This window comes from Lentisphaerota bacterium, from assembly GCA_016873675.1.
Lineage (GTDB): Bacteria > Verrucomicrobiota > Kiritimatiellia > RFP12 > JAAYNR01 > VGWG01.
Window position 1 is genome coordinate 1 of sequence record VGWG01000038.1, and the last position, 26,085, is coordinate 26,085.

Below are 26,085 nucleotides of genomic sequence, written 5' to 3' on the forward strand. Positions count from 1 at the left end.
GCTGTTCACCGGTCACGCGCGTGTAAGACACTTTGTCTCCTTTCATGTTTACCACATGAAGGAAGTGTACTTCACCGCGTGGCCGTTTTCAAAACCCTAAGTGTTGCACTGGCCGGTCGCGCGCGCGTTCTCAAAAGCATCGCGGACGTGGTGGCCTGCACCGTGGTCTCCCGTCAGCGTTTTCTTTCGGCCTGTGCCCGGCTCTCCAGCTTTCGGTGGAAGGCCATTCTGATCGAGGCGACGCTTGAGGACGTAAAAGGAGGCTTTGCGCAATTCGGCATACCCTCCGACGTTCACCCTAACGCCGTCTGCGGCACCTTGGACGCGATCGAGGCAAAGTTCGGCATCCCAATCATCTATGCTTCGACGATACAGTATTTGACGACGGAACGAGCCGCCAGTTGGCTCTCAAAACACTTCACTTACTGGTGGTTGGAGGAGCATGGCCACGGACGGGTGTTGATCGATTCAGACGGACTATGACTTTAATGTCTCGTAGGGGTCTGATTAACAACACCGTCACACCTCTGGACTCTCTCAGGGAATCGGTGTCTATTCAGCAATTCTAATTATGGCACATCCGTACAGTCGAAATCGAAATCGCTATCGGGGTCGATTTCCTTGCTTTCTCGTCGATTTCGGTCCCGATACCGATTTGGATCTCGATAGCAACATAACATCTCGGGGACAAACATCTCAGACTGTCCTTTGGTGAGGAATCGTGGTTGACATCATACCACATGTGGTGTATAGTGAACCACAACGCTTAAGGAGGCGATAGTCATGAACTTTGGAGAGACGGTCAAGAATATGCGAATTGCGCAACAGAAGACGTTGCGGCAGTTCTGCAACGAGCACGGACTGGACCCTAGCAACTGGAGCAAGGTCGAGCGGAACGTGAGCCCACCCCCGAAGGAAGAGGCGACGTTGGCCCGGTGGGCGCGGTTTTTGGGACTCGAACAAGGCGCTGACGCATGGCGCGACTTCATGTATCAGGCCGAGGTCAGTCGCGGGAATATTCCCCGAGAGGTGATGAGCGACGCGGCACTCATCAGCAAACTGCCGGTCTTTCTGCGTACGGTGCGCGGAGCGGAATTGACGGAAGAACAGCTCGACGACTTTATCGAGCGGGTGCGTGAAGCTCATTCGCCGGATCGGACATGAATATACCCTTCATTGAAAACGAAGAGATTTGGAAGCAGGCCGACGCGTTTCGCGCCTCGCGTGAGCTGGTCGGCAACAATCTGCCGCCCATCGACGTCCTCTATATCGTTGACGTCGCCTTGGGTTTCGACGTGATCGATATCCCCAACCTTTTTGCGGACCTGCAAATGGATGCCGCCATCGTGCCGGGCGGGAAGGCGATATACGTGGACAAGGACGCGTTGGAAGGATGGGATCGCCATGACCGCTGGAGTGAAAAGCGATTGCGTTTTTCCATCGCTCACGAGTTGGGGCACCATGTCATGCATCAGGCAGTCATGGCCGATGTGAGTTTTTCGGACTTCGTCACGTTCAAGCGGTGGATACTCGACCATCGGCGCAGCGGCCGCATCGAAGACCAAGCCAACGAATTCGCCGGCCGGTTTCTCGTGCCGTCCGAAATTCTGTTAGCAGAATATGACGCGGTCCAAAAACGCATGTCCGCTGCCGAACCACGCTGGCGTGAGATCGAAGGTGCGCGTGCGTTTGTCGCAAAATCAATCGCGCCACATTTTGGCGTAAATCCCCAAGTGATCGAAACACGCTTCGATCATGAGCGCATTTGGCCACTAGAGTGAATCGCCGTCCTGAGCCAGCATCAGCGCCCACGTGCCGATAGTCGCCAACAGTTCTCCGGCAGCCGATCCGCCGTTTTCAGGCGCGTTCCAGTTTATCTTTCCGCCGTTTCGCCCATCAGGAGGCACGGAAGGTCCGTCCCTTGGATTTCACGCGCTTGAGAAAAACGGAAGGTCCGTCCCTTGGGATTTCATCGCCAGACCGAATCCTTCTCCGACCTTCTGGAGCGTGATAGCCGCGTCCGCCAGACCCGCCTCAAGCTCGCCCGGCTGCAGAAGCAACTCCGGGCGGAAAAATAGTTCAACCGCAAGGTCGCCATCAACGCCTACATCCGCCGCCTGGACGCCGAGCTGAGCAAAGACCTGGGCCACGCGGAACACCGGTCGAACGATGACAGATAAACAGTTTTATTGTTTATGTTGACGGATACGCCGCGAAATGAAACAATGAACCCCACTTTTTACACGCAAGGAGGGCGTTATACAAATGATCGCGCAGTTCAAAATCAAGAATTTCCGGTCAATCCTCGACATGACCCTCGATTTCCGCTTCACCGAAGGCAAGGCGCCCAATGGCTACAAAAACTGGGACACCCTGCCGTTTCTGGATGTCGGTGCTTCCGATAACCGTTTGGTGCCTTGCTTGGCCATCTTCGGCGCCAATGCCTCCGGCAAGACCAACATCGTTAAAGCCATGCACACGTTGCGGCGTGCCGTGACAGGCAAGGACACCCCCGCCACAGAGTACTTCGAGCCCAACAAGCTCCATGATGAGCAGGACACCACGTTGTTCGAGCTGACCGCCATCCTCGGTGGCGACGTGTTCGTCTACCGGCTCGAATACAACGGTGTGGAAATTCGACAGGAGTCCTTGACGAAGAACGACGCCCCGCTCTATGGCATCAACGGCCAGAAAGGGGTCTTCTCGTCCGCCATCCGCGCGGAAGGCTATCCGCAGGAACGCCTGCAATCCATTCTGGACGTCGAATGTTCCGACGGCAAGGGCCATCAGACAACCTGCTTCCTGAAGCGGGTCGCTCAGAATTATGCCGGCCTGAACGCCGATCTGAAACGCATGTTCGACGCCATTGACACCGGCTTCGTCGTCCTCGCCGACAACGATATACCGCTGCCTAAGGCGTTGGATCTGCTGAGCCCCTTCCATGACGGAGACCGCACAGCCGCCCTGGCTGAGATCGTCGCGATTGTCCGCATGCTGGACATCGACATCCGTTCGATTTCCGTCAGTCAGAGCGTGTTTGCACAAACGGATGAGAACCTCGCCCTGCCAAAAGGGTGCCTCGTCCGGATGCTGCCTGCCGAGAAACAGGTGGAGGTGGTGGATATCCGCAGCGTCCACAACAACCTGCGCGGGGTGCCCGTCGAGTTCAGCTTCGTGGCCGAAGAGTCGGAGGGGACGCAACGTGTTGCGAGCTTGGTCGGCGTGATGCTCGCCTGTCTCAAGGGCGGAAAAGCGTTGTTTGTCGATGAACTCGAAAACTCGCTGCATCCATTACTGGTCAAGGAACTGATCCGCATGTTCAAGGACAAGCGCTACAATCAAGAAGGAGCTCAACTCGTTTTCACCACACACAACACGGACATTCTCGACAATTCCATTCTCCGCCTGGGCGAGGTGGCCATTGTCCGCAAGACGCCCCCGGCCGGCACGCTCGTCCGGCGCTTGGTTGACTTTAAGGAGGAAGGCCTGGACGTGCGCAACGTGACCAACTTCCGCAAACAGTATCTGGATGGCTTCTATTCGGGCATCCCACACCCCGCCATCTGAGGAGCTCCCATGCCGTCATTCATCATGGTCTGCGAGGGCCGCTCGGAACGCGCCTACCTGCAACGGCTGCAGAGCTTCCTGGACAACCAAACGTTGGCATGGCCTGTGCCCCTGCGATTTATCCCCCTGCTTCCCTCTGGTAGGGATGGATCAGAACAGGGCGGCGGCTTTTACAAAGACGTGGTCAAATGCTACAAAGACCAATCTAAACTCAAGAAGCACCCCCCGATTGAGGTCTGGGTGGACGACGATATCTACGTACGGAAAGGCTCAGCCCGCGAGCGTAAGAATCGCGAGAGTTATCTAGGCAAACCCGCTGGCATTCCCGACTTCGTCTTCTCGTTTCACAACTTCGAGGATTTTCTGGCACTGCATCTGGACGATGCCGCCATCGCACGCTGGCACTCCGCCTTTGACCCGGCCCATGTGGCCGCGCCGCTTCACTCGAATGACTACAAGAAACTCTATGACTCCGTTTTTCCCGGTTACCGCAAAGGCGATTTGTCGCCCGACTTCATCACCCGCGAATCCCTCTCGCGCCTGAAAGCCAATCTCGCCAGACCGCTCGTCCCGCCGCCGGCCGATCCGCGCTTCCGAAGTTTCGCCCGGTTTCTTATCGAGCAGATCGACGCCGCCTTCCCGGATTTACTGGTCCCATAATGGAGCACGCCAGGAATGCTCGGGGACAAGGAATCCTTGTCTAGGTCCGTCCCCTGGGGTCTTGCACCGCAAGCCCGTTGTCCCTTCAATCGCCGCCCTGAGCCAGCATCAGCGCCCACGTGCCGATATTCGCCAACAGTTCTCCGGAAGCCGATCCGCCTTTTTCAGGCGCGTTCCAGTTTATCTTTCCGCCGTTTCGCCCATCAGGAGGAACGGCAGGTCCGTCCCTTGGGATTTCACGCGATTGACGATCTTCCGGAATGCTGCGTGAGGGGCAGGAGCGATAGCAGCCGCTTTTCCACCAGCTTCGAATCGGCTGCGGGATCGAACACCGTGCCCGGCCGCAGCAAGGGCTCGCAGTCCTCGGCAAATCCGGGGTGCCCCAGTTTTGCGGCCAGGTTCGTCCTGAACTCGTCCCCGGTGATGCGCTGATCTTCCTGCAATCACAGTTCACTCTCCGGCACTTCATTGACGATGACATTCCAGCGCGCCTCGCGGGGCCCGGCGCGTTCCTTCAGGGCTGAATTCAGCAAGACGTACCCCGCGTGTCTGCGGGACACCTCGGCATGGAGAGGTCCGGTCAAGGACTTGAACTTCAAGGCGTCGAGCATCCAGCCGAGACGCTGGAGCAACGCGGTGCAGGGCTCCTGACGCGCGGCCTCGGCCAGACGTCTGGCATCCAGGGATTCGGCCAACTCGGTCAGCACCGTGGCGGCGGCGTCCAAGCTCCCATAGTGCTTCTGGAACCGGATCAGATCGATGGCCGTCCATTCGGGGCTGGAAAGCGGAATGTCGCCGCTATACGTCCGAAGCGGCTGGGTCACCGCCGCCGCCATGCCTGCAAAGCGCAGGAATCGGATGCGCAGGACTGGCGTGCGGACGATGCGCAGGTGAACCGGCACCACCACCTGCAGTTCCTGCGGGCGCTGGTGGGCGGCGCCATGGCGTTCGGCCGCCGACAGGCACCCGATGTAGAAAGGCTGCCCCAAATACGCCATCAGATCGCCAATAAACCATTCCGCCGGGACAATGCCAGCGGACGCGTATTGCAGCGGAACCAGCACATAGAATCCCTTGCGCACACGATGAATACGTCCTTTGGCATGCAACCGGTGCAGCGCCTTTTCGAGGGTTTCGGCTTTCTTGGGGAGCGCCTGGCGCGCTTCATCCAGGGTAAAGCAATACCGCCCGGACTTTTCAAGGCCGTCCACCCAGTCGTTCAATGAAGCGTCTGTACTCATGGCGAGATAACAGTATCACAACCGGACACTTTTTGTCCAGTTCGGATATTTACATGACGTGGCGTGATCGGGAGGCGTGCTCGGTGACAAGGCGCTCGCCAGAGATCTCGGGAGATCGCGGGGACAGGCAATCCTTGTCTAACCTCTTGCATCGCAAGCCCGTTGTCCCCTTCAATCGCCGCCCTGCGCCAGCATCAGTGCCCACGTGCCGATATTCGCCAACAGTTCTCCGGCAGCCGATCCGCCTTTTTCAGGCGCGTTCCCGTTTATCTTTCCGCCGTTTCGCCCATCAGGAGGTACGGAAGGTCCGTCCCTTGGGGTCTTGGCCGGTGTCGCGATGGGGTCTGTCGGTAACGTGCTCGTCCATCTGCGATCCATGGGCTTCCTGCTCGATGATGATGACGTGCGGCGGCTTGTGGAGCGCGAACGCCTCATTGAGCGGTGGGCCACGGACTATTTGGCGCGCCTCCGCCACCGGCTGATCCACCATCGGTATCGCGTCGCCAGCGTCCGCGACTGGGAGCACATGCCCCGCCTGCCGCCGAACGCCTGGTGGGGCGGGGATGTCGCCGGCGCTCGTCTGACCCGCCACCTGAGCCCCGAACAGGTTACTATTTACACCCGAGCATTGCCTGATGAGTGGGTCGTGCGCGCCGGTCTTCAACCCGATCCGGATGGGAATGTCGAAGTGCTCGCGCCGTTTTGGGGGGATGCCTTGATCTCCCGCTGGCACCGTGACTTGGCGGACCTTCCCCAGGATTGCGTGCACCCCTTGCTTATTTATGCAGACCTCTTGGCGAATGATGAGGAACGCCGTTCGGAGACAGCGAAACGACTCTATGACAAATTCCTGCGCCAACTTACGACACCCGATTGACGTGCCGACCGCCAGCCTTCTGGCCCGGTTGTCCGCCACGGCAAGAGAAATAAGTTCGAGCGACTGTCCGTTGGCCAGCACGCTTGCGAAGACGTCATGCCAAGGTAAGTTTCATATTGCGCGTGCCCTGCTCCAATCAATGATCGAGGGACTCGAAAGCTCTCGGTGACCGTGAATCTGTGTCTACCCCCCCTTGCGCCCTCTCTCTATCAACCCCGCCGCGTCTCCGGCGTAATTGAAGCGCCTCTGCCGCGGCGGGTTTCGCATCCCCTCCCCTTGCGCCGTCATCCGGTCGCGCGGCCCTGCGCCTGCCGTAACGCAAAGAGCCCCGGCGTCTGCCGAGGCTCTTTGCTTTCACACCGCACGATCCCCGCCGTTCGCCGGCTATGCCGCCCGGCGCACAAACGCCGTCAGCGCCATCGCGGGCGATCATGCGTGACTGACGATTTTCCAGAACGCTTCGACCTCTGCCGGTTTCGGTGCCAGGCCGCGGTAGTGTTTCAAAAACACATTCGCGCCGCCGACGTGCCCGAGTTGCTGGCAAACGTGATTCACGTCGCCGCTCTTGGCATACATCATCGTCGCGGCCGTGTGCCGCAGCACGTCGTTCGGCCAGTCAGTAGCCGCAAGGCTTCGTTCGGACGGATGCCTGCGAAGGCCATGACCGCCAGCGCCGCCACGGCCTCGGGCGCCACGGTCTCAGCGGTGTGCATCAACTGAGCCACGATGCCGGCACCCCACGTCGTCGGCGGCGCCTCGTCGCGGGTGTGCATCCGCTTGCCCTCGCCTCGCACGAATCGAAGCAGGGTCAGACCAACCTTCTCATACTTCGAGGCCGTCAACTCCGACCAGCCCCGCGCCTCGGTCAGCGTCTTAACAGCCCCCACGATATCGACCTTCTCCAGCGTAAGCGGCGGCGCATCGTTCAACACCGTATTGAGCACGTCAAACCGCACCTCCTTGTCCTCGACGGAGACGGAACGCCTGTTCGACTTGCGCATCTCACACAGGTAGCGCGCAGCGGCCTCTTCCCAACACTCGACTTCACCGGACGGCAATCCCGTCGAAGAACACCGTCTTGACCCTATGTCTGCCTCTATGCTTTCCCATCGTTTCCCCCTGTGCTATGCTGGTCCCTGTTGATGGCAGCAAGTATGGGCAGAATGTCACCACAGTAAAAAAAGCCCAGTAAAAACCTAGTTTTTAACGGGACTAACAATCCCATGGGTCGCAGGTTCGAGTCCTGCTGGGCCCACCATTTCGAGATGTTCCTGTGCAGAAAAAAATTGAGCAGGCGGTTGTTCTGGCCGCAGGGTTTGGAGAACGGCTGCGGCCGCTGACGGAACGGATGCCCAAGCCGCTGCTGCCGATGTGGGGCGTGTCCTTGCTTGAGCGCACCCTCCGGGCGCTGGAGGCTGCCGGCGTGCGCGAAGTAGCGGTCAACCTCCATTGGATGGCTGAGCCCTTGCAGGCCGCTCTGCGCGGCCGGCGCGGACCGGCGGCCATCCGATTTTCGCCGGAGCCGGAGATTCTGGGAACGGGCGGGGCTTTGCGTCCGCTGCAGGACTGGCTGGGCGATGCGCCGTTCTGGCTGGTGAACGGCGACATTGTCTGGCACGCCGACCTGACACCGCTCGTCACGGCCTTTGACGCGCGCGGACGGATTGCGGCGGCCTGGCTGGACCCCCGACGGGGGCCGCGCACGGTGGCCTGCGGGCCGCGCGGCGATATTGAGACCTACCGAAGCCCCGCCCCGCAGAGCCCGGGCACGGCCACCTTCTGCGGCGTGCAGCTCGTCTCCCCCGCCCTGTTCGATTTCTTCCCCGACACGAAAACGTTCTCCATTGTTGAGGCCTACGAACGGGCGCAGGCCGCCGGGCGGTCCGTGGCGGGCGTGCGGATTGCGAAGAGCTACTGGTGCGATGCCGGCACCGCCGAGCGGTATCTGCAGGCGCACGGCGACCTCAAGCATCTGGCCGCTCGGAGTCATCCGGCTGGCGCGGCCTATGATCCGACCCTCGACACGTATCCGACACCCTCGCGTTCGTTCTGCTGCGACCTGACCGGCCGGGGTCTCCGGGCGCCCGGAAGCGTGCTGCTCCCCGGCGCCGAAATCGGCCCCGGCGGACGTGTGCGACACAGCGTGGTCCAACAGGCGGTGGTGACGCGGCCGGTCGCCGATGGCGTCGTCGTCCCGGCGACGGCCTGCGGCGAGGCGGTGATGCCGCGCGTGCTGGAGGCGCTCGGATGGCCGGACGCGGCGGCGGTTTTTCTCGGCAGGCGGGGCTCGGCCCGGCGCTTCTGGCGGCTCATGCCCCCCGGTGACGGACCCGGCGCCATCGTGGTGATTGCTTCGCGCGAACGTCCCGAAAACGCCCGCTATGCGGGTCATGCGGCGTTGCTGGCCGAGGCGGGCGTGCCGGTCCCGCGCGTGCTGGCCGATCTGTCCGACGCCGACACCGTGGTCCTGGAAGACTGGGGCGACCGCTCGCTGCTCCAGCGCATGCATCGGGCCGGAGCCGACCCTGAGGCGCTGTACGAACCGGCGCTTCGGGCAACAGCGGCGCTGCACACGCGTGCCACGGTCCTGGCGCGACTGCGCGGCACCGCGATGGAACCCGCCTTCGACGCGGTGGTGTACGGCTGGGAGCACGATCTCTTCGAACACCAGCTCGTCCAGGGGCGGCACGGCCTGGAGGGAATCGGCGGGGCGGTCCGGGAGGATTTGGAAACGCTTTCACGCCGGCTGGCGGGGGTGCCGCACGTCGTGGTTCACCGGGATCTCCAGTCCAGCAACATTCTCTTCCGAGGCACGCGGATCGCGCTGATTGATTTCCAAGGGATGCGTCTGGGTCCTGCGGCTTATGACCTCGCCTCGCTCCTGTGCGACCCCTATGTGGCACTGGACGATTCTGCGCGCTCGCTTCTGCTGCGCCGTTATGCTATCCTCTCCGGCGACACCCGCGTTCTCGACGTTTTTTCCTGGGCGGCCGTGCAACGGTTGCTGCAAGCGCTCGGCGCCTTTGCGCGGTTGGACGCGATGGGATTGCCGTTTGCGCGGCACATTCCGACGGCCCTGGCGCTTGCGGAAGAACAGGCGCAGACCTGCGGTCTGCGGACGCTGGCCGGGTTGCTCAGCCGCATTGCGGATCGGGAGCGCGCGAAGAGAACGGACAGCAGAAAGGGAGCGGTTGTTTGACGAACCTGGTCTGGAGCTTTATCACGCGTGTGCGACGCGAGGCCCGGTGCAAGCCGGAGGCCGTCTGCGTCCGCGCGCTGGGAAGCGACCGCACGTTCCTCGCCTATGACTGGGGCTGCGACACCTTTGTCTTTGAGAAAGGCGTCTGGAGCCTCCTGTCGCGCGCGGAGCGCGACCCGGTCCTGATCGTCCGCAAGGCGGCGCTGATTCCCGGCGCGCCGGGCTACATCTTCACCCTGACCAAGGGCAACCACAGCGTCGCGGCGCTGCCCCTGCTCAACGGCCAGTTCTGGAATCTGGGCCGTGTGCCGCAGAAAAAGCGCAGCGCGCTGTTGCAGCGGGAACTCGTGTGCTGCAACATTGTGGGCGACACGTTCGAGCTGTCGCAGCGCGATGTCCCGGACGCGAAACTGATCGACGCGGATGCCTGGCTCCAGACGCTGGGCGTGCCGATTGACACCATCGTGATGGCCGAGCGCACCGACTCGACGCTGGCCCACTACCGCAAGCAGGGGCAGGAGTGGCGGATCCGGCCGCTGGCGTGGACGCGCCAGGAGATGGATCTGGCGCTCAGGAGCAGCCGGTCCCGCCTGACGACCCGCCTCCAATTCTACCACAGCGCCCGCGGCGTCCATTTCCTCTCCTACCGGGACTTTCACCAGCTCGCCGAGTGGGTAACGACCGACTATAGCGACTTTCTCGCCGGGATCCGGGAGCTGGTGGCAGTTCCCGAAGGCTTGCGCGCATCCAACACCCGGCTCGAAAAATTCCACGGCCATCACGAGATCGAATTGTTCGGCATGCGTCCGGGAACGGCCGAGACCGCGATCCTGCCGCAGATGGAGAATCTGCTCGAGGGGATCACGCTAAACCGGCTGAGCACGGCGGACATCGAGGCGGGAATCCGGCGAATTGACGACCTGTTCCGCCGCTCGCTCGACGACCCGCAGCTCTCGGATGACGCCAGCGACGCCTTTGTCGAGACCATGTACCGCCATCTCACCGGGGAGGTCTACCTCGGCACGCCCGACGAGGTCGTGTCGGCGTTTGACGACCGCCGCACCGCGCTCCCGGGGGCGACGTACCGGGGCGGCCGGCCCGACATCCATACGCTCACGGACAACCGGTCGCGCGCCATTCTGGAGTATCTCCAGTCCGGGCTGAGCCATGGCGAGACCATCGAACACGTCAATATCTACGAGGTGCGCGTCAAGGTGGCCCAGGCGCTCGGCTTCGGGGAAACCCGCGAAATCGTGTACAAGACCAACCGGATGCCGATTCCGATGCGGCTGATCGAGAAACGCCTGGCCCACACCATGCCCGGCTACGGCAGTTATATGCTGGCGCGCGTCGCCGCTTACAAAAGCCTGGGCATACACCTGTGCACGTATCACATGCTCGCGCGCCACGACGCGCACAGCGCTCGGGACGTGAATTACTTCATCCGCAACCGGTGCCAAGGCGACCCTTTCGGAACAATCCCGCGGAACCGGTTCCTGATGCCGGCCGATGAGGGCGGTTCCGATGGCATCGAAAACCCCGACGCCATACTCGCGGTGGCGGCCCTGATGGGGAGCGCGGCCGCGCAGACGCTCGTGATGAAGCGCTACCTGCCCGAGACGCGATCCTGCCGGTTCGGCGAGGGCAAGGAAATCATCGAGTTCGGCTATGACGTCAACATGCTGCGCGAAATGCCGATCCGCGTCCTCTTCTGCTCCATCCGCGGGGCGATGGGCTGGCCCAACACCGACTGGTCGAATGCGAATCTCACGGAACTGTTCGATTTCTACATGGGGCGGTTTGCGGAGGTCGTGGTTGCATTCTGGAGCGAGCACCGGGGCTCAATTTCGCTCGGCGAGGTCGGCGAGCGTTTCTTCAACGGGTTCGCGAGCAAAACGCGCGAGATGCACTGGATTTACGTCCGTCGGCGGGAGCAGTATGACGCCTTTGACCCCGAATTGCGCCGGGTGTACAATTTCAAGGCAAAATGGGCGTTCACCCTGTGGTCGCTGGAGCGGCAGGCGCGCCGCATGGATGTGCTCAAGGAGATGCTGGTGGAGCGGATCGAGGCGCTCGGGGCCGCGCAGACAGGAACGCCGTCGCCCGGTGTCCCGAAAGAGACCGCGCCCGCCGCCCCCCGCACGACGCTGCCGCAGGTTGACGACTGGCAGATCGATCTGCTCAATGGAAACGGAATTTAAAACCCTGGACACGCGCTTCCGCAACACCGTTGCCGGAGCCTGGGGAGTGGAGGGTGCGCATGATCATGCCGAAGTCATCTGATTTGCTGACCACAGGATTTTCACCCGGGGCGAAGGTGCGTCTGGTTTATGCCGAGGTGACCGATTCGTCCCGGGCGCTGGAGCAGAACCACCTCTCCGGACCGACGGCGGGCCTGGCTCTGGCGGAGGCGCTGACGGCCGTCGCGCTGCTCGGCGCCGACCTCAACGCCCCGGACGAGACAATCGTGCTGCGGATGCAACTGTCGGGGCCGCTGCAGGGGCTGCTGGTCGAGATGGCCGCCGACGGGGCGCTCCGGGGCTACACCAACGTCAAGGTGCTCGATGCGTTTGACGGGCGCGACGATCACGTTTCCGAGGATGCGTTTGGCGAACGCGGCGACGTGCAGATCATCCGCTCCGTGCCGGGGCGGATGATCAGTCAGGCGGCGTTCATGATCTCGCCCGCATCGCCGCTGGCTGCTGTCGAGGGGTATCTCGCCCGCTCCCTGCAGCGTCCCTCAGTCGTTCAGATCGCCTCGCTGGAGTACGGGGGCTCGGTCGATCTGGCCCGCGGAATCCTGGTCGAGCGCCTGCCTGACGGCGATCCGCGCGAATTCGCCCGGATCACCGCTCTGGTCGCCGACGGAACCGCATTGGAGGCGCTCGAGTGCGGCAGTTCGGCCAAGGACTGGTGCGAGACGGTCGGCCTCGCCGACATCCGACTGGATCCGCCCCGGCCGCTCGCGTTCCGCTGCCGCTGCTCCCTCGAACGGGTCGAATCCCTGCTCGGCGCGCTCACGGCCGGCGAGATTGCCGAACTCGTGCGCGCCGCCCATCCCACCCAGATTTACTGCCACATGTGCGGCAAAGGGTACGAGGTGCCCGTCAGCCGGATCGAGGCGATTCTGAAGGACAAGCCGAGTAAGAGTGGCGGTTAAGGGTAGCCGAGCAACGGACGCTTTACCGGCACGGATCAGGGGCCGGAGTCTTCACGGTCGGGTTCGGCGTCGGCGCCAGCGCTGTGGTCAGGGGCGCGGTCGTAAAAGCGCGTCAACGTTTCGTTGAAATTGAGGCGCACCTCACCGGTGGGTCCGTTGCGGTGCTTGGCGACGTCGACGATCGCCAGAAGCTTGTCCTCGTACTCATCGTCGTTGGGGTTTCGGCACGGGCGGCGGAGGAGGAGCGCCACATCGGCATCCTGTTCGATGGCACCCGAATCGCGCAAGTCCGAAAGCTTGGGCCGTTCATTCTTGTCTCTCCGCTGCTCGGGCGCGCGGCTGAGCTGCGAGAGGACGATCACCGGGATTTTCAGCTCCTTGGCCATGGCCTTGAGATTGGCCGAGACGGCCGCAGTCTCCTGCTGACGCCCCTGCCGGGCGACATCGCGGCAGTTGAGCAATTGCAGGTAGTCGATCACAACCAGCTCGATGTTGTATTTCTTCTTCATCCGCCGGGCCCGCGCGCGCATCTCCATCACATCAAGCCCGCCAGTGTCGTCCACATACAGCGGCGCCTTGGAGAGTTTCGAGGCGGCGCGCGTGATCTCGTCGCCGACGCTCTTGGCGCTGACCATGCCGCTCTCGATCTTGTAGGACGAGACGCCGGCCCGGCCGCAGAGCATCCTGAGCGCCAGCGCATCCTGAGACATTTCCAGACTAAACACCGCGACCGGATGGGGCCGCGCATGGTCGCCCACCAGCGGGCGGCCGTTGATATCCTGCCCCAGCGCGACGCACTCGGCGATATTCATCGCCAGGGAGGTTTTGCCCATCGACGGGCGCGCCGCCAGGACGATCATCTCGCCCGCACGCAGCCCGCGGGTTTTGGCGTCGAGATTGTGCAGGCCGGTGGGCAGCCCCGAGATGCCTCCGGGGCCGAGATCGAGCAGCTTGGAGATGTGGGCGACGGTGTCGTTCACCGCCTTGGGCCAGGCGCCGACAAAGCCCCGCTGCCGGTCGGTGATGTTGAGAAACGCCTGCTCGGTTCCGCTCAGCACCAGATCGGCGCTCTGCCGGTTTTCGTAGCAGGCCGATTCCGCTTCGCGCGCGCAATCGATGATGCAGCGCAACAGGTGCTTCTGGTGAACCAGCTCGATGTAATACTCGGCATGGGCCGAGGTGGGGGTCTGGTCAACGAGCGCCTCAATCAGCGCCGGCCCGCCGGGGCTCTGCAGCAGCCCGGATGCCCGCAACCGCTCGCTGACGGTGATCATGTCGATCACCGCATTGGCACGCTGCATTTCCAGAAGAATCGAGAACAGCGTCCGATTCTGGGGCACATGGAACGACTCGGGGAGCAGCCCCTGGGCCATACACAGATCCATCACCCGGGTCGAATCCAGCAGGATGGATCCCAGCACGCCACGCTCGGCCTCCGCATTGTGCGGCGGCACCCGCAGCGCGGGCGCCGCCGCAGTCGTGACGGATCCGTGTGCCATGGCCTAGCCCTCGACGACGCTGACCGTGATGGTCGCCGTGACCTCGGCATGCAGCTTGATGTCGATCGTGTACGTGCCGATTTCCTTGATCGACTCGGCCAGGACGATCTGGCTGCGGTCGACGCTGACGCCCTGCGCCTCGATCTGGGCGGCGAGGTCCGCCGTCGTCACCGAGCCGTACAGCCGCTGGCCGTCGGTGGTCTTCGCGGTGATCGTCAGCACCAGCCCCTTCAGCTTGCCAGCCTTGGCCGACGCCTCGGCCTTCTGGATACGGGAGAGCTCTTCGCGCTCCTTGCGCAGCTTGTCCAGGCGGCGCAGCGAGGCCTGGGTCACAGGCGCGGCCAGATCCTGCGGCTGCAGATAATTGCGCGCGTAGCCATCCGCGACCTTCACCACGTCACCCGCTTTGCCCAGGTTGGGAACATCCGCCATCAATAAAACTTCGGTAGCCATTGTATTCGCATCCTTCCAGGCTTACGCCAACAATCCCATGGTGCGGGCGCGGCGCACGCCGCGTTTGATTTCCCGCTGCTGCATCGCCGTGACGCCCGTGATGCGCGCGGGGATAATCTTGCCATGCTCGGTGACAAACCGGCGGAGGAAATCGGTATCGTCCCGGTCGACAATCGTGTTGGGATCCAAATAGCGCGCCCGTTTGCGGGGTCCGCCAGCGGGATCGTTCCGGTCGTTCTTATCGTTTCGCTTCTCGGTGTTTCTCTTGAAGGCCATGATCAGACTCCTTCGTCTTGTTCGTGCTTGTGTCGGTTAAAAGGGGAGGTCGTCGGTGTCGCCCGCCGATTCCGGGGGCACATCGTCCGCGAGTTTCGCGCGGGCGGCGGCAGGGGTGGCAGCGGCGGCGGCCGGCGGATTGCCTGCTGAGGCACCTGCAGCCTCACGGGTGCCGGGCTGAGAGAGGAGGCGGATGCTGTCCGCCCGGACCCGCAGTTTGCTGCGGTTCTCCCCCTCCTTGGTCTTCCATTCGTCATATTGCAGCCGCCCCTCCACCAGGACGGGACGGCCCTTCGCCAGGTATTGCTGGCAGATCTCGGCCTGGCGGGCCCAGGCGACCACGTCCACATAACAGGTCACTTCCTTGGTCTCGCCCGTCTGCTTGTCGCGGTAGCGATCCGAGACCGCGAGGCGAAAATCGGCCACGGCGTTGCCCGACGGCGCCTGCTTCATCTCAGGGTCGCGCGTCAGGTTCCCCATCAGAATGACTTTATTGAACGATGCCATGCCCGGCCTCCCCTCGTCCTGCCTTTACGCTTCGCGCGCAGCCATGGACGCCTGTCCGGCGGCGGCGGCGGCCTCATCGGCGGCGGCCTGACGGGCGGCCTCGCGCGCCCGGAACTTCGCGGCCTGCTCGATAAGCACCGCCTCGCGACGCTCATCCACGGCCAGAATCTGCACGCGAAACACCTCTTCCATCAGGTGATAGCGCGCGATCAGGGCCTGAACGTGCTCGGGCGCCAGCTCGAAGCGGATGCGCACATACGTGCCGTTCTCCTGCTTGTGCATGGGACGCGAGAACGTCCGCCTGCCCAGCACCTCGGTCTTGAGGATGGCGCCGTGCAACCGGGTGACCTCCCCCTGCACCTGGCCAACCAACGTATCCAGATTCGCGTCCTTCGCCAAGCCGGCGAAGATGTAAAGCCCGTCGTACTTATTCATGCTCACAATCCTTTAACACTCTCTGCCGGCTGTGCTTCCTCGGCACGCCAGCCATTGTACCGGTTCATCGCCTCTGCCACCCCCTCCGCCAGGAGGCAGCACACCGCTTCTGCGGCCGTCTCGATCGTCTTCCGGGCCTGACCGAGGCTTGCGCCGTCGAATCGACCCAGCACATGGCTCACCAGCCCGCCACTGCCATCACGCCCCACGCCCAACCGGACGCGCGTGAAGGCCTCGGTGCCGATCGCCTCGATGACCGAGGCCAGTCCACGGTGGCCGCCGCTCCCGCCCGAGGGCTTCACCCTCAACCGACCGAGCGGCAGATCGGCGTCATCCGCGACGATGATCAGATCGTCGGCGGTGCCGCCATGGTAGCGAAGAATCGGCGCGACACTGGACCCGCTCAGATTCATGTACGTCAGCGGTTGCACCAGCAGAACCGTCTCCCCCGCCTGCGCCGTCTTGGCGATCCGCGCCTGAAACCGCCGGCTCGTGTGCCACTCCGCCGCGAACCGCCCGCACAGCGCCTCCACAACGTCGAAACCGACATTATGCGGCGTCTGCTCGTATTCCCGACCGGGGTTGCCCAAACCGGCAATCACTTTCACGCATCGCCTGGACTGGGGCGCGCCAGCCATCATCCCTTCTTCTCCGGAGCCTTCTTGTCGGCTCCGGCCGCCGCATCGGCTTCCTCCTTCTTACCCTTGGCGATGACCGTCGGCTCGGCGCCCGCCTCTTCAGCACCCTCGACCGCCGCCGCCACCTCTTCGGCCACCGGCGCGACCACCGTGGCCACCGAAATATTGGCGTGCGTCAGCATCGTGAATGCCGGGCCGAGCGTGAGCGCGCCGACCGTCAGCGCCTGACCCAGCTTCAGCGCCGACACGTCAACATCGACGGATTCGACGAGATCGGCCGGCAGGCACTCGATTTCCACATGCCGCAGCGTCTGCTCCAGAATACCGCCGCCATTCTTCACGCCATCGGCCTCGCCGACCAGCTTGAGCAGGATCGACACCCGGAGCTTCTTCGTCAGCGAGATCTCGCCAAAATCGGCGTGGATCGCCAGCCCGCTGATGACATCGTGCTGCACCTCGCGCAACAGCGTCGGCACCTCCGTGCCGCCCAGGTCCAGCGTGACCAGCAGCGTGTCGCCGGAGTGATGGCGCATCGTGTTCTCAAACGCGTGCGCGTCCAGCCCGACGGACTCCGAAGCGCCCGAGAGGCGTTTGACGGCCGCCGGCAAGACCCCGGTGCGGCGCAACCGGCGCGCCGCGGTGGTACCCAATTCCGGCCTCACAGCCGCCTTCATTCTGATTTCTTTCGCCATAGTCATTCCTTTATGCGTAGTCTGTCTCTGATCGCGCCTCCCGCCCCGGCCTACAGGCGGAACAGCGAGCTGACGGATTGGTCGTTGTGGATGCGCATGATGGCCTCGCCGAGCAGTTCGGCAACCGAAAGGACCGTAACCGGAAAGCCATCACTTTCGATCATCGGCACCGTGTCCGTCACCACCAGCTCCTCGATGCACGAGTTCTTCAGCCGCTGCAGGCCCTGCTCCGTCAGGGTGCCGTGCGTCACGGCGGCGCGGACGCTCGCCGCGCCATGCTCCTTGAGGATTTTCGCGGCCGCACACAACGTGCCGCACGTCGTTGCCAGGTCGTCGACCAGGATCACGTCGCAGCCTTCCACGTTGCCGACAACGCTGAAGGCATCCACCTCCGTTGGACCCAGACGCTGCTTCGCAACGATAGCGAGGCCCGTGCCCAGCATCTGCGAATAGGCGTAAGCCACTTTCACCCCACCGGTATCGGGGCTCACGACAAGCGGCTTGCTCAGCCTTTTCTCGCGCAGATACTTCACCATGATCGGCGCGGCGTACAGGTGGTCCACCGGAATATCAAAGAATCCCTGAATTTGCTGGGAGTGCAGGTCCATCGCCAGCACGCGGTTCGCGCCCGCCGCCACCAGCAAGTTGGCCACCAGCTTGGCCGTGATCGGCACGCGGGGCTGATCCTTGCGGTCCTGGCGGGCGTAGCCGAAATACGGCAGGACGGCGGTGATGCGCGCCGCGGAGGCCCGCTGCATCGCGTCAATCATGATCAGCAACTCCATGAGCATCTCGTTGGGCGGCCGGCACACCGACTGGACGACAAACACATCCTTGCCCCGGATGTTGTCCTGGATCTTGACGAAGGTCTCGCCATCCGGAAAACGGCGGATGTCGACCGCGCCGAGGTCGGTCTGCAGGCAGACCGCGATCCGCTCGGCCAAAGCCGGATTGGCCGTTCCGGAAAAAATCCGCATGTCGGTCGCCCCCGCGCTCACGTTGTCACACCCATTTCTCACGGTCTGCATCTCCGCCTTGTTTGGTTGCCCGACCTGGATTCGAACCAGGACTCAAGGCTCCAAAGGCCCATGTGCTGCCATTACACCATCGGGCAGTGTTGTCGTCACTACGCTCCAAAATCCACAACCAAGGCGCTCACGCACCGCGTCGCCGTGCTCCCGATCACGCACCAGCGCGAATACCGACGCGCCACTACCTGACACGAGCACACCCAACGCACCCGCCGCACGCAGCCTCACGGCCAAGTCCTGCGTTGCCGGGAAGTGCTTGAACACCACGGGCTGCAAACCGTTGTACAAATACCGGGAAGCCGCACTCACGTCACCAGCCCGGATCGAAAGAAGGGTATTATGGAAGAAATCGGGTCGAATCGTCAAGCTCCCATTATGAAGACGGTAAATCTCAGCCGTCGGCGAGACGATTCCGGGGTTCGCCACGACCAGCCAGAAGCGGGATTTCGCACCCCCGTCGGGGAGATCCATCGGACTGATCCGCTCGCCGCGACCCTCCATGACCACGGCGCCGCCATGCACCAGCGCCGGGATGTCGCTGCCCAGACGAGCCCCCAGATCGAGCATCGCCCGGTGCGGCAGGCCGAGCCGCCACAGCGCATTGAGCCCGACCAGCGTGCCGGCCGCATCGGCGCTCCCCCCGCCCAGCCCCCCGCCGACCGGAATCCGCTTGCGGATCCGGATTCGCACGCCCATTCCGATGCGGAATTCGGCCTGCAACAGCCGCGCCATGCGCGTCGCCAGATTTTCTTCGGGGTCGCCCATCGCCGCCAGGCTCACCCCCGCCTCGGCCTCCACGACCGTCTCGACCCGCCCGTCCTCCGTCCGCCAAAAGGCCAGATCGTCGCACACCCCGATCGGCATCAGGATGCTGCGCAATTCGTGGTATCCATCCGGCCGCCGACCTAGAATTTCCAGCGTCAGATTGACCTTGGCCGGTGCCCGGACCTCCAAATCTGGTTCCCGCGTGAACATGAACGCGGGGGTATACCCCATTTCACCCCGTGAGGTCAAGAGCGAATGAGGCAGCTCTCCAGCACCTCCAGATACCGCTTCGCCTGCTCCTCGCGGTTGAAGACCTCTTCCGCCAGCCTCCGCGCCCCGCGCTTCATCCGCTGCAGCCGCAGTCCGTCCGCAGCCAGATCCCGTAAGGCCTCGGCCATCCACGCCCCCGGCGTCTCGGTGCCGCAAATCAGGCCGCAGTCGTATTCCGCCAGCCACGGCTCCAGCCACGTCGTCCGATTGAAGACCGCCGGCAAGCCCGCCGCGATCCCATCAAAGAACTTGTTCGGGGAGTTTTCATAAAACAGCGGTTCGCTCCGGAACGTCACCACATTCACATCCGCCGCCAGATACAACCCAACCAGCTCCTCCCGGGGCAATGGCCCGAACCATCTCCCCCGCCCGGCGCGGACCACGCGCCTGAGCGTCTCCGCCTCCGGCCCGTCGCCCGCAAACCACCAGACGACCTTTCCGTCCGCCGCTGTCCTCGCGACCGCATCGGCCAGATCGCCCACCGCGTTGCTCACCCCCATCGCACCCGCATAAATCGCGACCAGATCCCCCTCCCCCACGCCCAGACGCTGCCGCATCGCGCGCCTGCGCGCCTCGTCCGGAACGAACTGCTCCAGGTCGCAGCCATTGGGGATCGTCAGCAGCGCGGGGCGCACAGATCCCTGATGTTCCAATTTTCTTTTCACCCGCTCCGTCATCCCCGTCGAACAGGTCACGACCGCCGCCGCATGGCGATACGCCAGCGCCTCCAGCTTGAAGCTGATCCACTTCAGCGCCGGGTTGCGCAACACCCCCGCCGCGATCGCCGAGTCGGGCCAGACATCAATCACCTCGAAGACGAAGGGCTTCCGATACAGCCCGTGACCCGCCAGCGCGGGCAGCGCCAGCGTCAGCGGACCGCTCGAGGCGATGATCACATCATACCGCCGCCCCCGCCGCACGACAAACGCCAGTGCAAAGACCAGGAAGCTCAGGAACGACACGATCCGCCGCGCGAACCCCATGTGCGGACGATACGCCGTGCCGCTCACGAACACCCGCATCCCGTCCACCGCCACAGGCCTATAGCCGGTCCGCTTCAACGACCCGTCATACCCGCCGCCGCACACCACGTCCACCGCGTGCCCCGCCTGAACCAGGCGCCGCCCCAGGGCGTGCGTCCGCACCGCACCCCACCCCTTCGGCGTGGAGAAATACTGATGGAGCCAGAGTATGGCGTGTGGCTTCAGTTTTCTGCTTTCCGCTTTCAATTTTTCTCTTCCAGCTTTCTGCTAGATTTCGCGTATGAAATCGGCTGGCGAGACGATGCTGTGCCCGTGACAGAGACGCCACGGAAAATGTTTGAGGTTGCCCGTCACCAGGGGCACATTGGCCGTCAGGGCCACTTCCAAAAAAGGGACATCGCCTGGATCAGGCAGCCCCTCCACATGCACGGTGGGTGCGATGCGATCCGCATCGAGAGAAAGAAACGCGATGAGATCGCGCGCATCCTCTTCGGCGACCCATTTGCGCAATCGTTTGCCCAGGAGAACCGACTGGTACTCGGCCAGAATACGGTCATCCACAACCAATTTCAGAACCTTGGCGCGTATTCTGTCCACAATGCGTCCGGGCGCATGTTGCATGTTGATGATACCGGAGACCAGGACATTGGTGTCAACCACGGCTTTCATGCGCGACCACGCATTTTACGGCTTTCAGCTATGGCGGCATCCACCTCTTCGGTCGAAATGGGCTGAACCATTGCCTTTCGCCTGATCCGTGAAACGGCGGATGAAAACAGTCCGCGCCGGATCTCGGCGAGCGACTCATCGCAAGACTCGGCATTCACCTCGACGAGAATCGCACACGGTATTCCGTCGCGGGTAATGACCAATTCGCGTTCCGCACTCAGTTGCCGCCACAGATTGCGTGTTTGCTTGAGGTCTTTGACAGTCAGATAGCTCATAAGTGTCTCCTCTTTGTGTCCTCACGATATCTCTTAATGGACACGCCGTCAACACAAAAAAAAGCTGAAACGCTAAAATGCTGAAAACGGAAATTGAACCCCGTTCCTTCTTATCTCTTCCTGCCCGCCCTCGCGCCAGCGCGGTTCAGCGTTTCAGCTTTTCAGCTTTTCTCTCACAATCCCGGCACCTCGATCTTCGGCAGATCGCGGAACACCCGGCGCAGCAGCCGGCTCGTGGGAAACACGATCACCCAGGCGGTGAGGAAGATGATCAGACAGTCGGTCCGCAGCGACAGGTGCCGCTGGTACCACAGTTCCAGTTCGCCCTTGGCCGGCGCGATGTGCGTCGCGTAAAACGCGTCCGCCGACATCCCCGACTCGGAGAGGAGCCGCTCCTCGTCGCGAAAGACGATCGAGCCGATCCCCGTCAGACCCGGCCGCACGTTGTAGATCACCCGCTTGACGTGCTCGGGATAGGGGTCAAAGGTCTTGTCCACCAGCGGCCGCGGACCGACGATGGACATGTCGCCCAACAGGATGTTGATCAACTGGGGCAGCTCGTTGATCTTGGTCTGCCGCAGAAAGTGCCCCAGCGGCATCAGACGCGGATCGCGCCGCGTCGTATGCAATCCCCCGGCCAGATTCGGACTATTCTTCAGCATCGTCGCAAATTTCCAGATGCCGAATTTCCGGTTGTGCCGTCCGATCCGCTCCTGAAGGTAGAACACATAGTGCTCGCCGGTGAGCAGCAGTCCGATACAGACCGGAATCAGCAGCGGCGCCAGCATCAGCAGCGCCAGCGCCGACAAGACAACGTCCAAAATTCGTTTGACACCGTGATACATGACCGGCCCTCCTCGTCACTCGTTGCCGCCATTATAGAACAAAACCCCCGCCTGGAAAAGGCGAGGGTTATATAACGGCGCTTCCGGGTTTGTGGGTGGGTGGGTGGGTGGGTGAACGTTGTGCGTTCATTTTCAGCTTTCTCTCTCTTCATTCCTTATTGCCTGCGGCGCGGCGGGACGCCGTCGCCCTACCTCGCTTCGCGCGTTTTCTGATCCCTCGCGTCAGCGTCTTTCAGCTTTCCGTTTTCTGCTTTTCTCTTCGGCGGGACGCCGTCCGCTCACGCAAAAAGTCGCTGCGCCGAGAGGCAAAACACCCGCTCTCGCTGCACCCGCGCGACATCGGGCTGACGGCAAACCTGAATCACGGGTATATTGCCAAGTGCCGTTGCCGTTGCCAGATGATGCTTCTCAACCGGTTGGTCCGATAATTTAACCTCTACCAGCAACCAGGGAACGTTATCGCGTGTGATTAAAAAATCCGTCTCCTCCTTTTGCTTGTTCCGTACATAAAACAGATCGAACTTTCGGCCTGTTTTATCGGCCCACAATCGCCGACGGGCCAGCAACTCACAGGCCACAAAGTTCTCAAAACGAAGCGCCGCATCGGCAATCCTTGTCCAGTCATGCAGGTAGAATTTTGGCGCTTTGAGCAACGAGCGCTTGATGTTGCGCGAATAGGGACGCAAGGAGAAGGTCAGATAAAAATCATCCAACCGTCGCAGATAGTTTTTCACCGTCACGGGACTGACCTGCAGGTGGCCGGCCAGCGAGGCAACGGACAGCGGACTTCCAACCATTTCGGGTAGCAGGTGATAAAGATCGTGCAGATGTTCCCGGTCAATGATCCGGGTCAGCGACCCAATATCCTCGCGAATGACGGTATCGATGTAATCACCCGCCCATTTGCGATGAAAAGGCGCGCGAGCATTCAAGAGCGGTTCTGGAAAGCCGCTAAACTGAAGCAACTGCTCCAAAGCCTCCAGGTTAGCTGGCTTGGAATCCATCCGCTGACCGACATATTCCTCGGCTGAATCCGGGCATACGGCCGGTGTCGCTGGATTCCCTGTAAATTCGGCCAACGTGACCGGCAAAAGGTGAAAAGTAAAATATCGCCCGGCAAGACTATCACCCGCGCGCCGCAGAATATTCAATTTGGCCGACCCTGTGACCATCAATCGACACTGATCGGAGACACTGTCAAAAAGCCCTTTGAGAATATTCTTCCATTGCGGCATCTTGTGGATCTCGTCCAAGCAGACCCAAGGCTCAGAGACAGACATCGGAAAATCAGCCGTGAAGAACAGCTCATCTGCCTTGTACCGCTGTCGCACACTCCGAAGATCCCACAGATAGTAGAGCGCCGCACAACCCGTTGACCGCAATTGCGCCCGTGCCAAGGTCGTTTTGCCGCATTGCCGGGGTCCGCTGATAAACCGCATCTGGCGGCCCCAGTCCCCCGAAAAAGCGATCGAACTAAGTGTGCGTGAAATCATGTTGACTATTATATACCATTACTCATTTTAGTCAAACCAAACGATAGCATTATTCATTCTGGTCAGCGGTAGCAGAAAGCTGAAAGCCCGCCGCGCGGCTGACTTTCAGCTTTTCCCTTCATTCTCTTTTGCCTGCGGCGCGGCGGGACGCCGTCGCCCTACCTGACGCCTCGCGCATTCCGCACCCACACACTCACACATTCTCTCCAATAGGTTCTCTTCATAACCCTTTGTTTACCCGCTAATCTACGCGAATGGGAGTTGGGTTGTGTTTTCTTCACGCTGATCGCTAAAAACCCAACCCATACCCTCTCACCCCACCCGAAAGCTGCGGCGGGCATTTATTAGCGATCAGCGTCAAAAAAAATGCCAGCCGTTCTTCATTCGCGGAGATTCGCGGGCAAAAAATCCCTCAACCTCGCTCCCTCACATCACCTTAGCGCGCCTATAATCTATTATAGGTCAATCTATGAAATTATTCTCTTTCAGATTTCAGATTTTCTCCTCCTGCCCGCCCTCGCGCCAGCGCCTTTCAGCTTTCAGCTTTTCAGCCTTTCTCTTCTCCCTTTACTATCTGGCTGAGATGAGTCAAGGCGTAAGTCAGGGGCAGTATCTGAACACCCTCCTCCTGTCGAACATGCTCCCCTCCATAAAAGAGGAAAACCTTCGCCATCGGATAATCAGCCTTAAAGGCTCGCAACCCTTTGAGATCCGCGCGCGTATACCGACTGGAACGCTTGACCTCTATTCCATAGAGCCCGCCTGGACCATACAGAACGAAATCAACCTCATGTCCGTCCGCAGTCCGCCAATAGGAAAGCTCGTACTCCAGTCCCAATGCATCATTGATGGCGCGCAGCTCTTGTAAAAAGAGCGTTTCAAGTGCAGCGCCCTCAGCCTCTTCCGGGGTATCGAGCGGGCCCCTCGGACGTATCGCGCGATAGACACCCGCATCAAAGAAATAGAACTTCGGATGCGCAATTAACCTTCTCTTGGCTCTCTTGGTGAACACCGGCAAGCGAATACCGATCATCAGGTCATCCAGAATACCAAAATAACTATCCACAACCTTTCGATCAACCCCCGTCTCACGAGCAATTTCGGCTACATTGACGGGGGACCCTTGGGAGAAACTGGCGATTTCGAGAAAGCGTGTGAAATTGGCCAAATTACGAGCAAGCCCCTCCTGCTGAACCTCCTCACGCAAATAGGACTGCACATACGACTTCAGGTACTGGTGCGGATCCGGATTCCCTGGCACTGAAGGAAGTTGTCCAAACCGCAGAGCCCTGTCCAGGTTGAATTCCGCGCCTAATTCTTCTGCTACCAACGGATGCATGTAGAACGTCAGTGCGCGCCCACCCAGGAGATTCACCCCTTTCTTCCGAAGGCTTCTTGCGCTTGACCCCGTGAGAACAAACCGAAGGCCTCTGCTTTCGATCAGCCGATGCACCTCATTTAACAGAGCAGGTACCCGTTGAACCTCATCCAGAACGACCCAACCTGAATGATTCGTTCCGATCAACGTATCAATCCGATGCGGACGTGCCAACAGTTCCGTATAGAGGTCACCGTTCAAAAGATCGATGCGCAGAGCACCCATTGCGGACCCGAAATGCTCATTCAGCCAGGTTGTTTTACCTGTCCCGCGCGGACCAAAAAGGAAGAAACTTCTATCCAGCAAGATCGGTTTTTTTAGTAATCTGGTATACATGATGGCATTTTTACATGACTTTTATACCATGTCAATGGTAAATATTCAGAGCCTAAAAACGCCTAAGCTGTTCTTTAGGCGCTTCCGGGCTTGTGGGGGATGTGTGTGGGTGTGTGGGGATGTGGGTGAACGTTGTGCGTTGATCTCAGCTTTCAGCGTTTCTCTTCATTCCCTCTTTCAGCTTGCAGCGTTTCAGCTTTTTCTCCCCCAAAACTCCCACACCTTGAACGCATACTTCGGCATCAGCATCGCCAGGTTCGTATATACCCCGTTTTCACGATTGCCCCGCACGATCTCCCGGTTCAGCAGCAGGTTGCTGCGCCACCCCTTCGTGCTCTTTACCAGATACTCGATCTCCGTCCACGTCTGCGCGAACACGGATTCCATCGCCGTGCGGATCACCGGGACGCTGTTGTAGCAGACGGTTATGAGTGTGATGCGCATGGTCTTGCTGACACACCGTGGTCGCGCGGGCGCTAGTCAACCACGCCCTCCAGCGCCCGATCGATCAGGAACGCCTTCACGGTCTCGGCAGCGACCGCGCATCCCGGCATGTAATCCACCTCTTCCGCGTAGTCGATGTCCTTGTGGTAGGCGAGCTGCCCGCGGAAAAGACGGTCTGAGAAACTGTCGCCAAACAAGCGCTGCGCTTCGCGACTGATTCTCTGGATGGAAAAGTGGTCACGTATCAGAAAACACAGATCCAAATCACTAGCATCCCATAGGCTCAGCCCACGGACAAAAAATGCTGACCGGGCGGCCGAACGCCTGTAACCTACAGGCGCATGAATAACAACACAAGTCGACGGCGCCGCCAAGCGCCCCGCGCCCGCAAA

The 26,085-nt window shown here is 61.4% G+C and carries 30 protein-coding genes and 1 tRNA gene; 9 read left to right on the plus strand and 22 right to left on the minus strand.

What is annotated here, in order from left to right; genetic code table 11:
• Positions 1–147 precede the first annotated feature (147 nt).
• The 3 genes from FJ222_06570 (at position 148) to FJ222_06580 (ending at position 1,781) form a co-directional block, all read left to right on the plus strand.
• A complete protein-coding gene (locus FJ222_06570) occupies positions 148–483 on the plus strand; it encodes a hypothetical protein (GenBank protein MBM4164087.1) in 336 nt (111 codons plus the stop codon).
• 300 nt (positions 484–783) lie between these two features.
• The gene (locus FJ222_06575; GenBank protein MBM4164088.1) at positions 784–1,164 is read left to right on the plus strand and encodes a helix-turn-helix transcriptional regulator; all 381 of its coding nucleotides are present in this window, start codon (positions 784–786) and stop codon (positions 1,162–1,164) included.
• A complete protein-coding gene (locus FJ222_06580) occupies positions 1,161–1,781 on the plus strand; it encodes an ImmA/IrrE family metallo-endopeptidase (GenBank protein ID MBM4164089.1) in 621 nt (206 codons plus the stop codon). The genes FJ222_06575 and FJ222_06580 overlap by 4 nt, the downstream gene beginning before the upstream one ends.
• Positions 1,782–1,928: 147 nt before the next feature.
• Here FJ222_06580 and FJ222_06585 read toward each other — a convergent pair whose 3' ends face one another.
• Complete coding sequence (locus FJ222_06585) at positions 1,929–2,150, minus strand: hypothetical protein (GenBank protein MBM4164090.1); 222 nt, start codon at positions 2,148–2,150, stop codon at positions 1,929–1,931.
• Positions 2,151–2,265: 115 nt separating this feature from the next.
• Here FJ222_06585 and FJ222_06590 point away from each other — a divergent pair, with 115 nt between their 5' ends.
• Positions 2,266–3,567, plus strand: coding sequence for an ATP-binding protein (locus tag FJ222_06590; protein MBM4164091.1), 1,302 nt, complete (start codon positions 2,266–2,268; stop codon positions 3,565–3,567).
• A gap of 9 nt (positions 3,568–3,576) precedes the next feature.
• The gene (locus FJ222_06595; protein ID MBM4164092.1) at positions 3,577–4,227 is read left to right on the plus strand and encodes a hypothetical protein; all 651 of its coding nucleotides are present in this window, start codon (positions 3,577–3,579) and stop codon (positions 4,225–4,227) included.
• 236 nt (positions 4,228–4,463) lie between these two features.
• On the opposite strand, the gene FJ222_06600 is transcribed toward FJ222_06595, so the two are convergent.
• Positions 4,464–4,670 (minus strand): hypothetical protein, encoded by a 207-nt coding sequence (locus tag FJ222_06600; GenBank protein MBM4164093.1) that lies wholly within the window; start codon positions 4,668–4,670, stop codon positions 4,464–4,466.
• Entirely contained in the window at positions 4,671–5,468 is a 798-nt protein-coding gene (locus FJ222_06605; protein MBM4164094.1) for a hypothetical protein, read from the minus strand.
• Positions 5,469–5,805: 337 nt separating this feature from the next.
• Here FJ222_06605 and FJ222_06610 point away from each other — a divergent pair, with 337 nt between their 5' ends.
• Positions 5,806–6,345, plus strand: coding sequence for a hypothetical protein (locus FJ222_06610; GenBank protein ID MBM4164095.1), 540 nt, complete (start codon positions 5,806–5,808; stop codon positions 6,343–6,345).
• 575 nt (positions 6,346–6,920) lie between these two features.
• Here FJ222_06610 and FJ222_06615 read toward each other — a convergent pair.
• The gene (locus tag FJ222_06615; GenBank protein MBM4164096.1) at positions 6,921–7,403 is read right to left on the minus strand and encodes a hypothetical protein; all 483 of its coding nucleotides are present in this window, start codon (positions 7,401–7,403) and stop codon (positions 6,921–6,923) included.
• 215 nt (positions 7,404–7,618) lie between these two features.
• On the opposite strand from FJ222_06615, the gene FJ222_06620 reads away from it, so the two are divergent.
• From FJ222_06620 to FJ222_06630, 3 genes are read left to right on the plus strand one after another with little or no spacing between them, the layout of a single operon-like run.
• Complete coding sequence (locus FJ222_06620) at positions 7,619–9,544, plus strand: DUF1679 domain-containing protein (GenBank protein MBM4164097.1); 1,926 nt, start codon at positions 7,619–7,621, stop codon at positions 9,542–9,544.
• Entirely contained in the window at positions 9,541–11,745 is a 2,205-nt protein-coding gene (locus FJ222_06625; GenBank protein ID MBM4164098.1) for a hypothetical protein, read from the plus strand. Before FJ222_06620 ends, FJ222_06625 begins: the two co-directional genes overlap by 4 nt.
• A gap of 59 nt (positions 11,746–11,804) precedes the next feature.
• Entirely contained in the window at positions 11,805–12,704 is a 900-nt protein-coding gene (locus FJ222_06630; GenBank protein ID MBM4164099.1) for an Hsp33 family molecular chaperone HslO, read from the plus strand.
• Positions 12,705–12,739: 35 nt separating this feature from the next.
• On the opposite strand, the gene dnaB is transcribed toward FJ222_06630, so the two are convergent.
• The 18 genes from dnaB to FJ222_06720 form a co-directional block, all read right to left on the minus strand.
• The gene (dnaB, locus tag FJ222_06635) at positions 12,740–14,203 is read right to left on the minus strand and encodes a replicative DNA helicase (GenBank protein ID MBM4164100.1); all 1,464 of its coding nucleotides are present in this window, start codon (positions 14,201–14,203) and stop codon (positions 12,740–12,742) included.
• A gap of 3 nt (positions 14,204–14,206) precedes the next feature.
• The gene (locus FJ222_06640) at positions 14,207–14,656 is read right to left on the minus strand and encodes a 50S ribosomal protein L9 (protein MBM4164101.1); all 450 of its coding nucleotides are present in this window, start codon (positions 14,654–14,656) and stop codon (positions 14,207–14,209) included.
• A 21-nt stretch (positions 14,657–14,677) separates the two neighbouring features.
• Positions 14,678–14,932 (minus strand): 30S ribosomal protein S18, encoded by a 255-nt coding sequence (rpsR, locus tag FJ222_06645; GenBank protein MBM4164102.1) that lies wholly within the window; start codon positions 14,930–14,932, stop codon positions 14,678–14,680.
• 36 nt (positions 14,933–14,968) lie between these two features.
• Positions 14,969–15,439: a single-stranded DNA-binding protein gene (gene ssb / locus FJ222_06650; GenBank protein MBM4164103.1), complete on the minus strand. Its 471-nt coding sequence runs from the start codon at positions 15,437–15,439 to the stop codon at positions 14,969–14,971.
• Between the two features lie 24 nt (positions 15,440–15,463).
• Positions 15,464–15,874, minus strand: coding sequence for a 30S ribosomal protein S6 (locus FJ222_06655; protein ID MBM4164104.1), 411 nt, complete (start codon positions 15,872–15,874; stop codon positions 15,464–15,466).
• 2 nt (positions 15,875–15,876) lie between these two features.
• Positions 15,877–16,515, minus strand: a complete 639-nt coding sequence (locus FJ222_06660) for an aminoacyl-tRNA hydrolase (protein MBM4164105.1) — start codon at positions 16,513–16,515, stop codon at positions 15,877–15,879.
• Positions 16,512–17,210 carry a 50S ribosomal protein L25 gene (locus FJ222_06665; GenBank protein MBM4164106.1) on the minus strand — a complete coding sequence of 233 codons (699 nt, stop codon included), beginning with the start codon at positions 17,208–17,210 and terminating at the stop codon, positions 16,512–16,514. Before FJ222_06665 ends, FJ222_06660 begins: the two co-directional genes overlap by 4 nt.
• 44 nt (positions 17,211–17,254) lie before the next feature.
• Positions 17,255–18,181 carry a ribose-phosphate pyrophosphokinase gene (locus FJ222_06670; GenBank protein ID MBM4164107.1) on the minus strand — a complete coding sequence of 309 codons (927 nt, stop codon included), beginning with the start codon at positions 18,179–18,181 and terminating at the stop codon, positions 17,255–17,257.
• A 63-nt stretch (positions 18,182–18,244) separates the two neighbouring features.
• Positions 18,245–18,318 (minus strand) — tRNA-Gln (locus tag FJ222_06675).
• A complete protein-coding gene (gene ispE / locus FJ222_06680) occupies positions 18,275–19,231 on the minus strand; it encodes a 4-(cytidine 5'-diphospho)-2-C-methyl-D-erythritol kinase (protein MBM4164108.1) in 957 nt (318 codons plus the stop codon). The genes FJ222_06675 and ispE overlap by 44 nt, the downstream gene beginning before the upstream one ends.
• A 14-nt stretch (positions 19,232–19,245) precedes the next feature.
• A complete protein-coding gene (locus FJ222_06685) occupies positions 19,246–20,499 on the minus strand; it encodes a glycosyltransferase family 4 protein (protein ID MBM4164109.1) in 1,254 nt (417 codons plus the stop codon).
• Positions 20,500–20,520: 21 nt separating this feature from the next.
• Positions 20,521–20,922: a putative toxin-antitoxin system toxin component, PIN family gene (locus tag FJ222_06690; protein MBM4164110.1), complete on the minus strand. Its 402-nt coding sequence runs from the start codon at positions 20,920–20,922 to the stop codon at positions 20,521–20,523.
• Positions 20,919–21,197 (minus strand): hypothetical protein, encoded by a 279-nt coding sequence (locus FJ222_06695; protein ID MBM4164111.1) that lies wholly within the window; start codon positions 21,195–21,197, stop codon positions 20,919–20,921. The genes FJ222_06690 and FJ222_06695 overlap by 4 nt, the downstream gene beginning before the upstream one ends.
• Positions 21,198–21,370: 173 nt before the next feature.
• Positions 21,371–22,042, minus strand: coding sequence for a sugar transferase (locus tag FJ222_06700; protein ID MBM4164112.1), 672 nt, complete (start codon positions 22,040–22,042; stop codon positions 21,371–21,373).
• Positions 22,043–22,320: 278 nt separating this feature from the next.
• Entirely contained in the window at positions 22,321–23,535 is a 1,215-nt protein-coding gene (locus FJ222_06705; protein ID MBM4164113.1) for an ATP-binding protein, read from the minus strand.
• 547 nt (positions 23,536–24,082) lie between these two features.
• Positions 24,083–25,249 (minus strand): ATP-binding protein, encoded by a 1,167-nt coding sequence (locus tag FJ222_06710; protein MBM4164114.1) that lies wholly within the window; start codon positions 25,247–25,249, stop codon positions 24,083–24,085.
• Between the two features lie 192 nt (positions 25,250–25,441).
• A complete protein-coding gene (locus FJ222_06715; protein ID MBM4164115.1) occupies positions 25,442–25,693 on the minus strand; it encodes a hypothetical protein in 252 nt (83 codons plus the stop codon).
• 32 nt (positions 25,694–25,725) lie between these two features.
• Positions 25,726–25,956, minus strand: a complete 231-nt coding sequence (locus FJ222_06720) for a hypothetical protein (protein ID MBM4164116.1) — start codon at positions 25,954–25,956, stop codon at positions 25,726–25,728.
• Positions 25,957–26,085 lie beyond the last annotated feature (129 nt).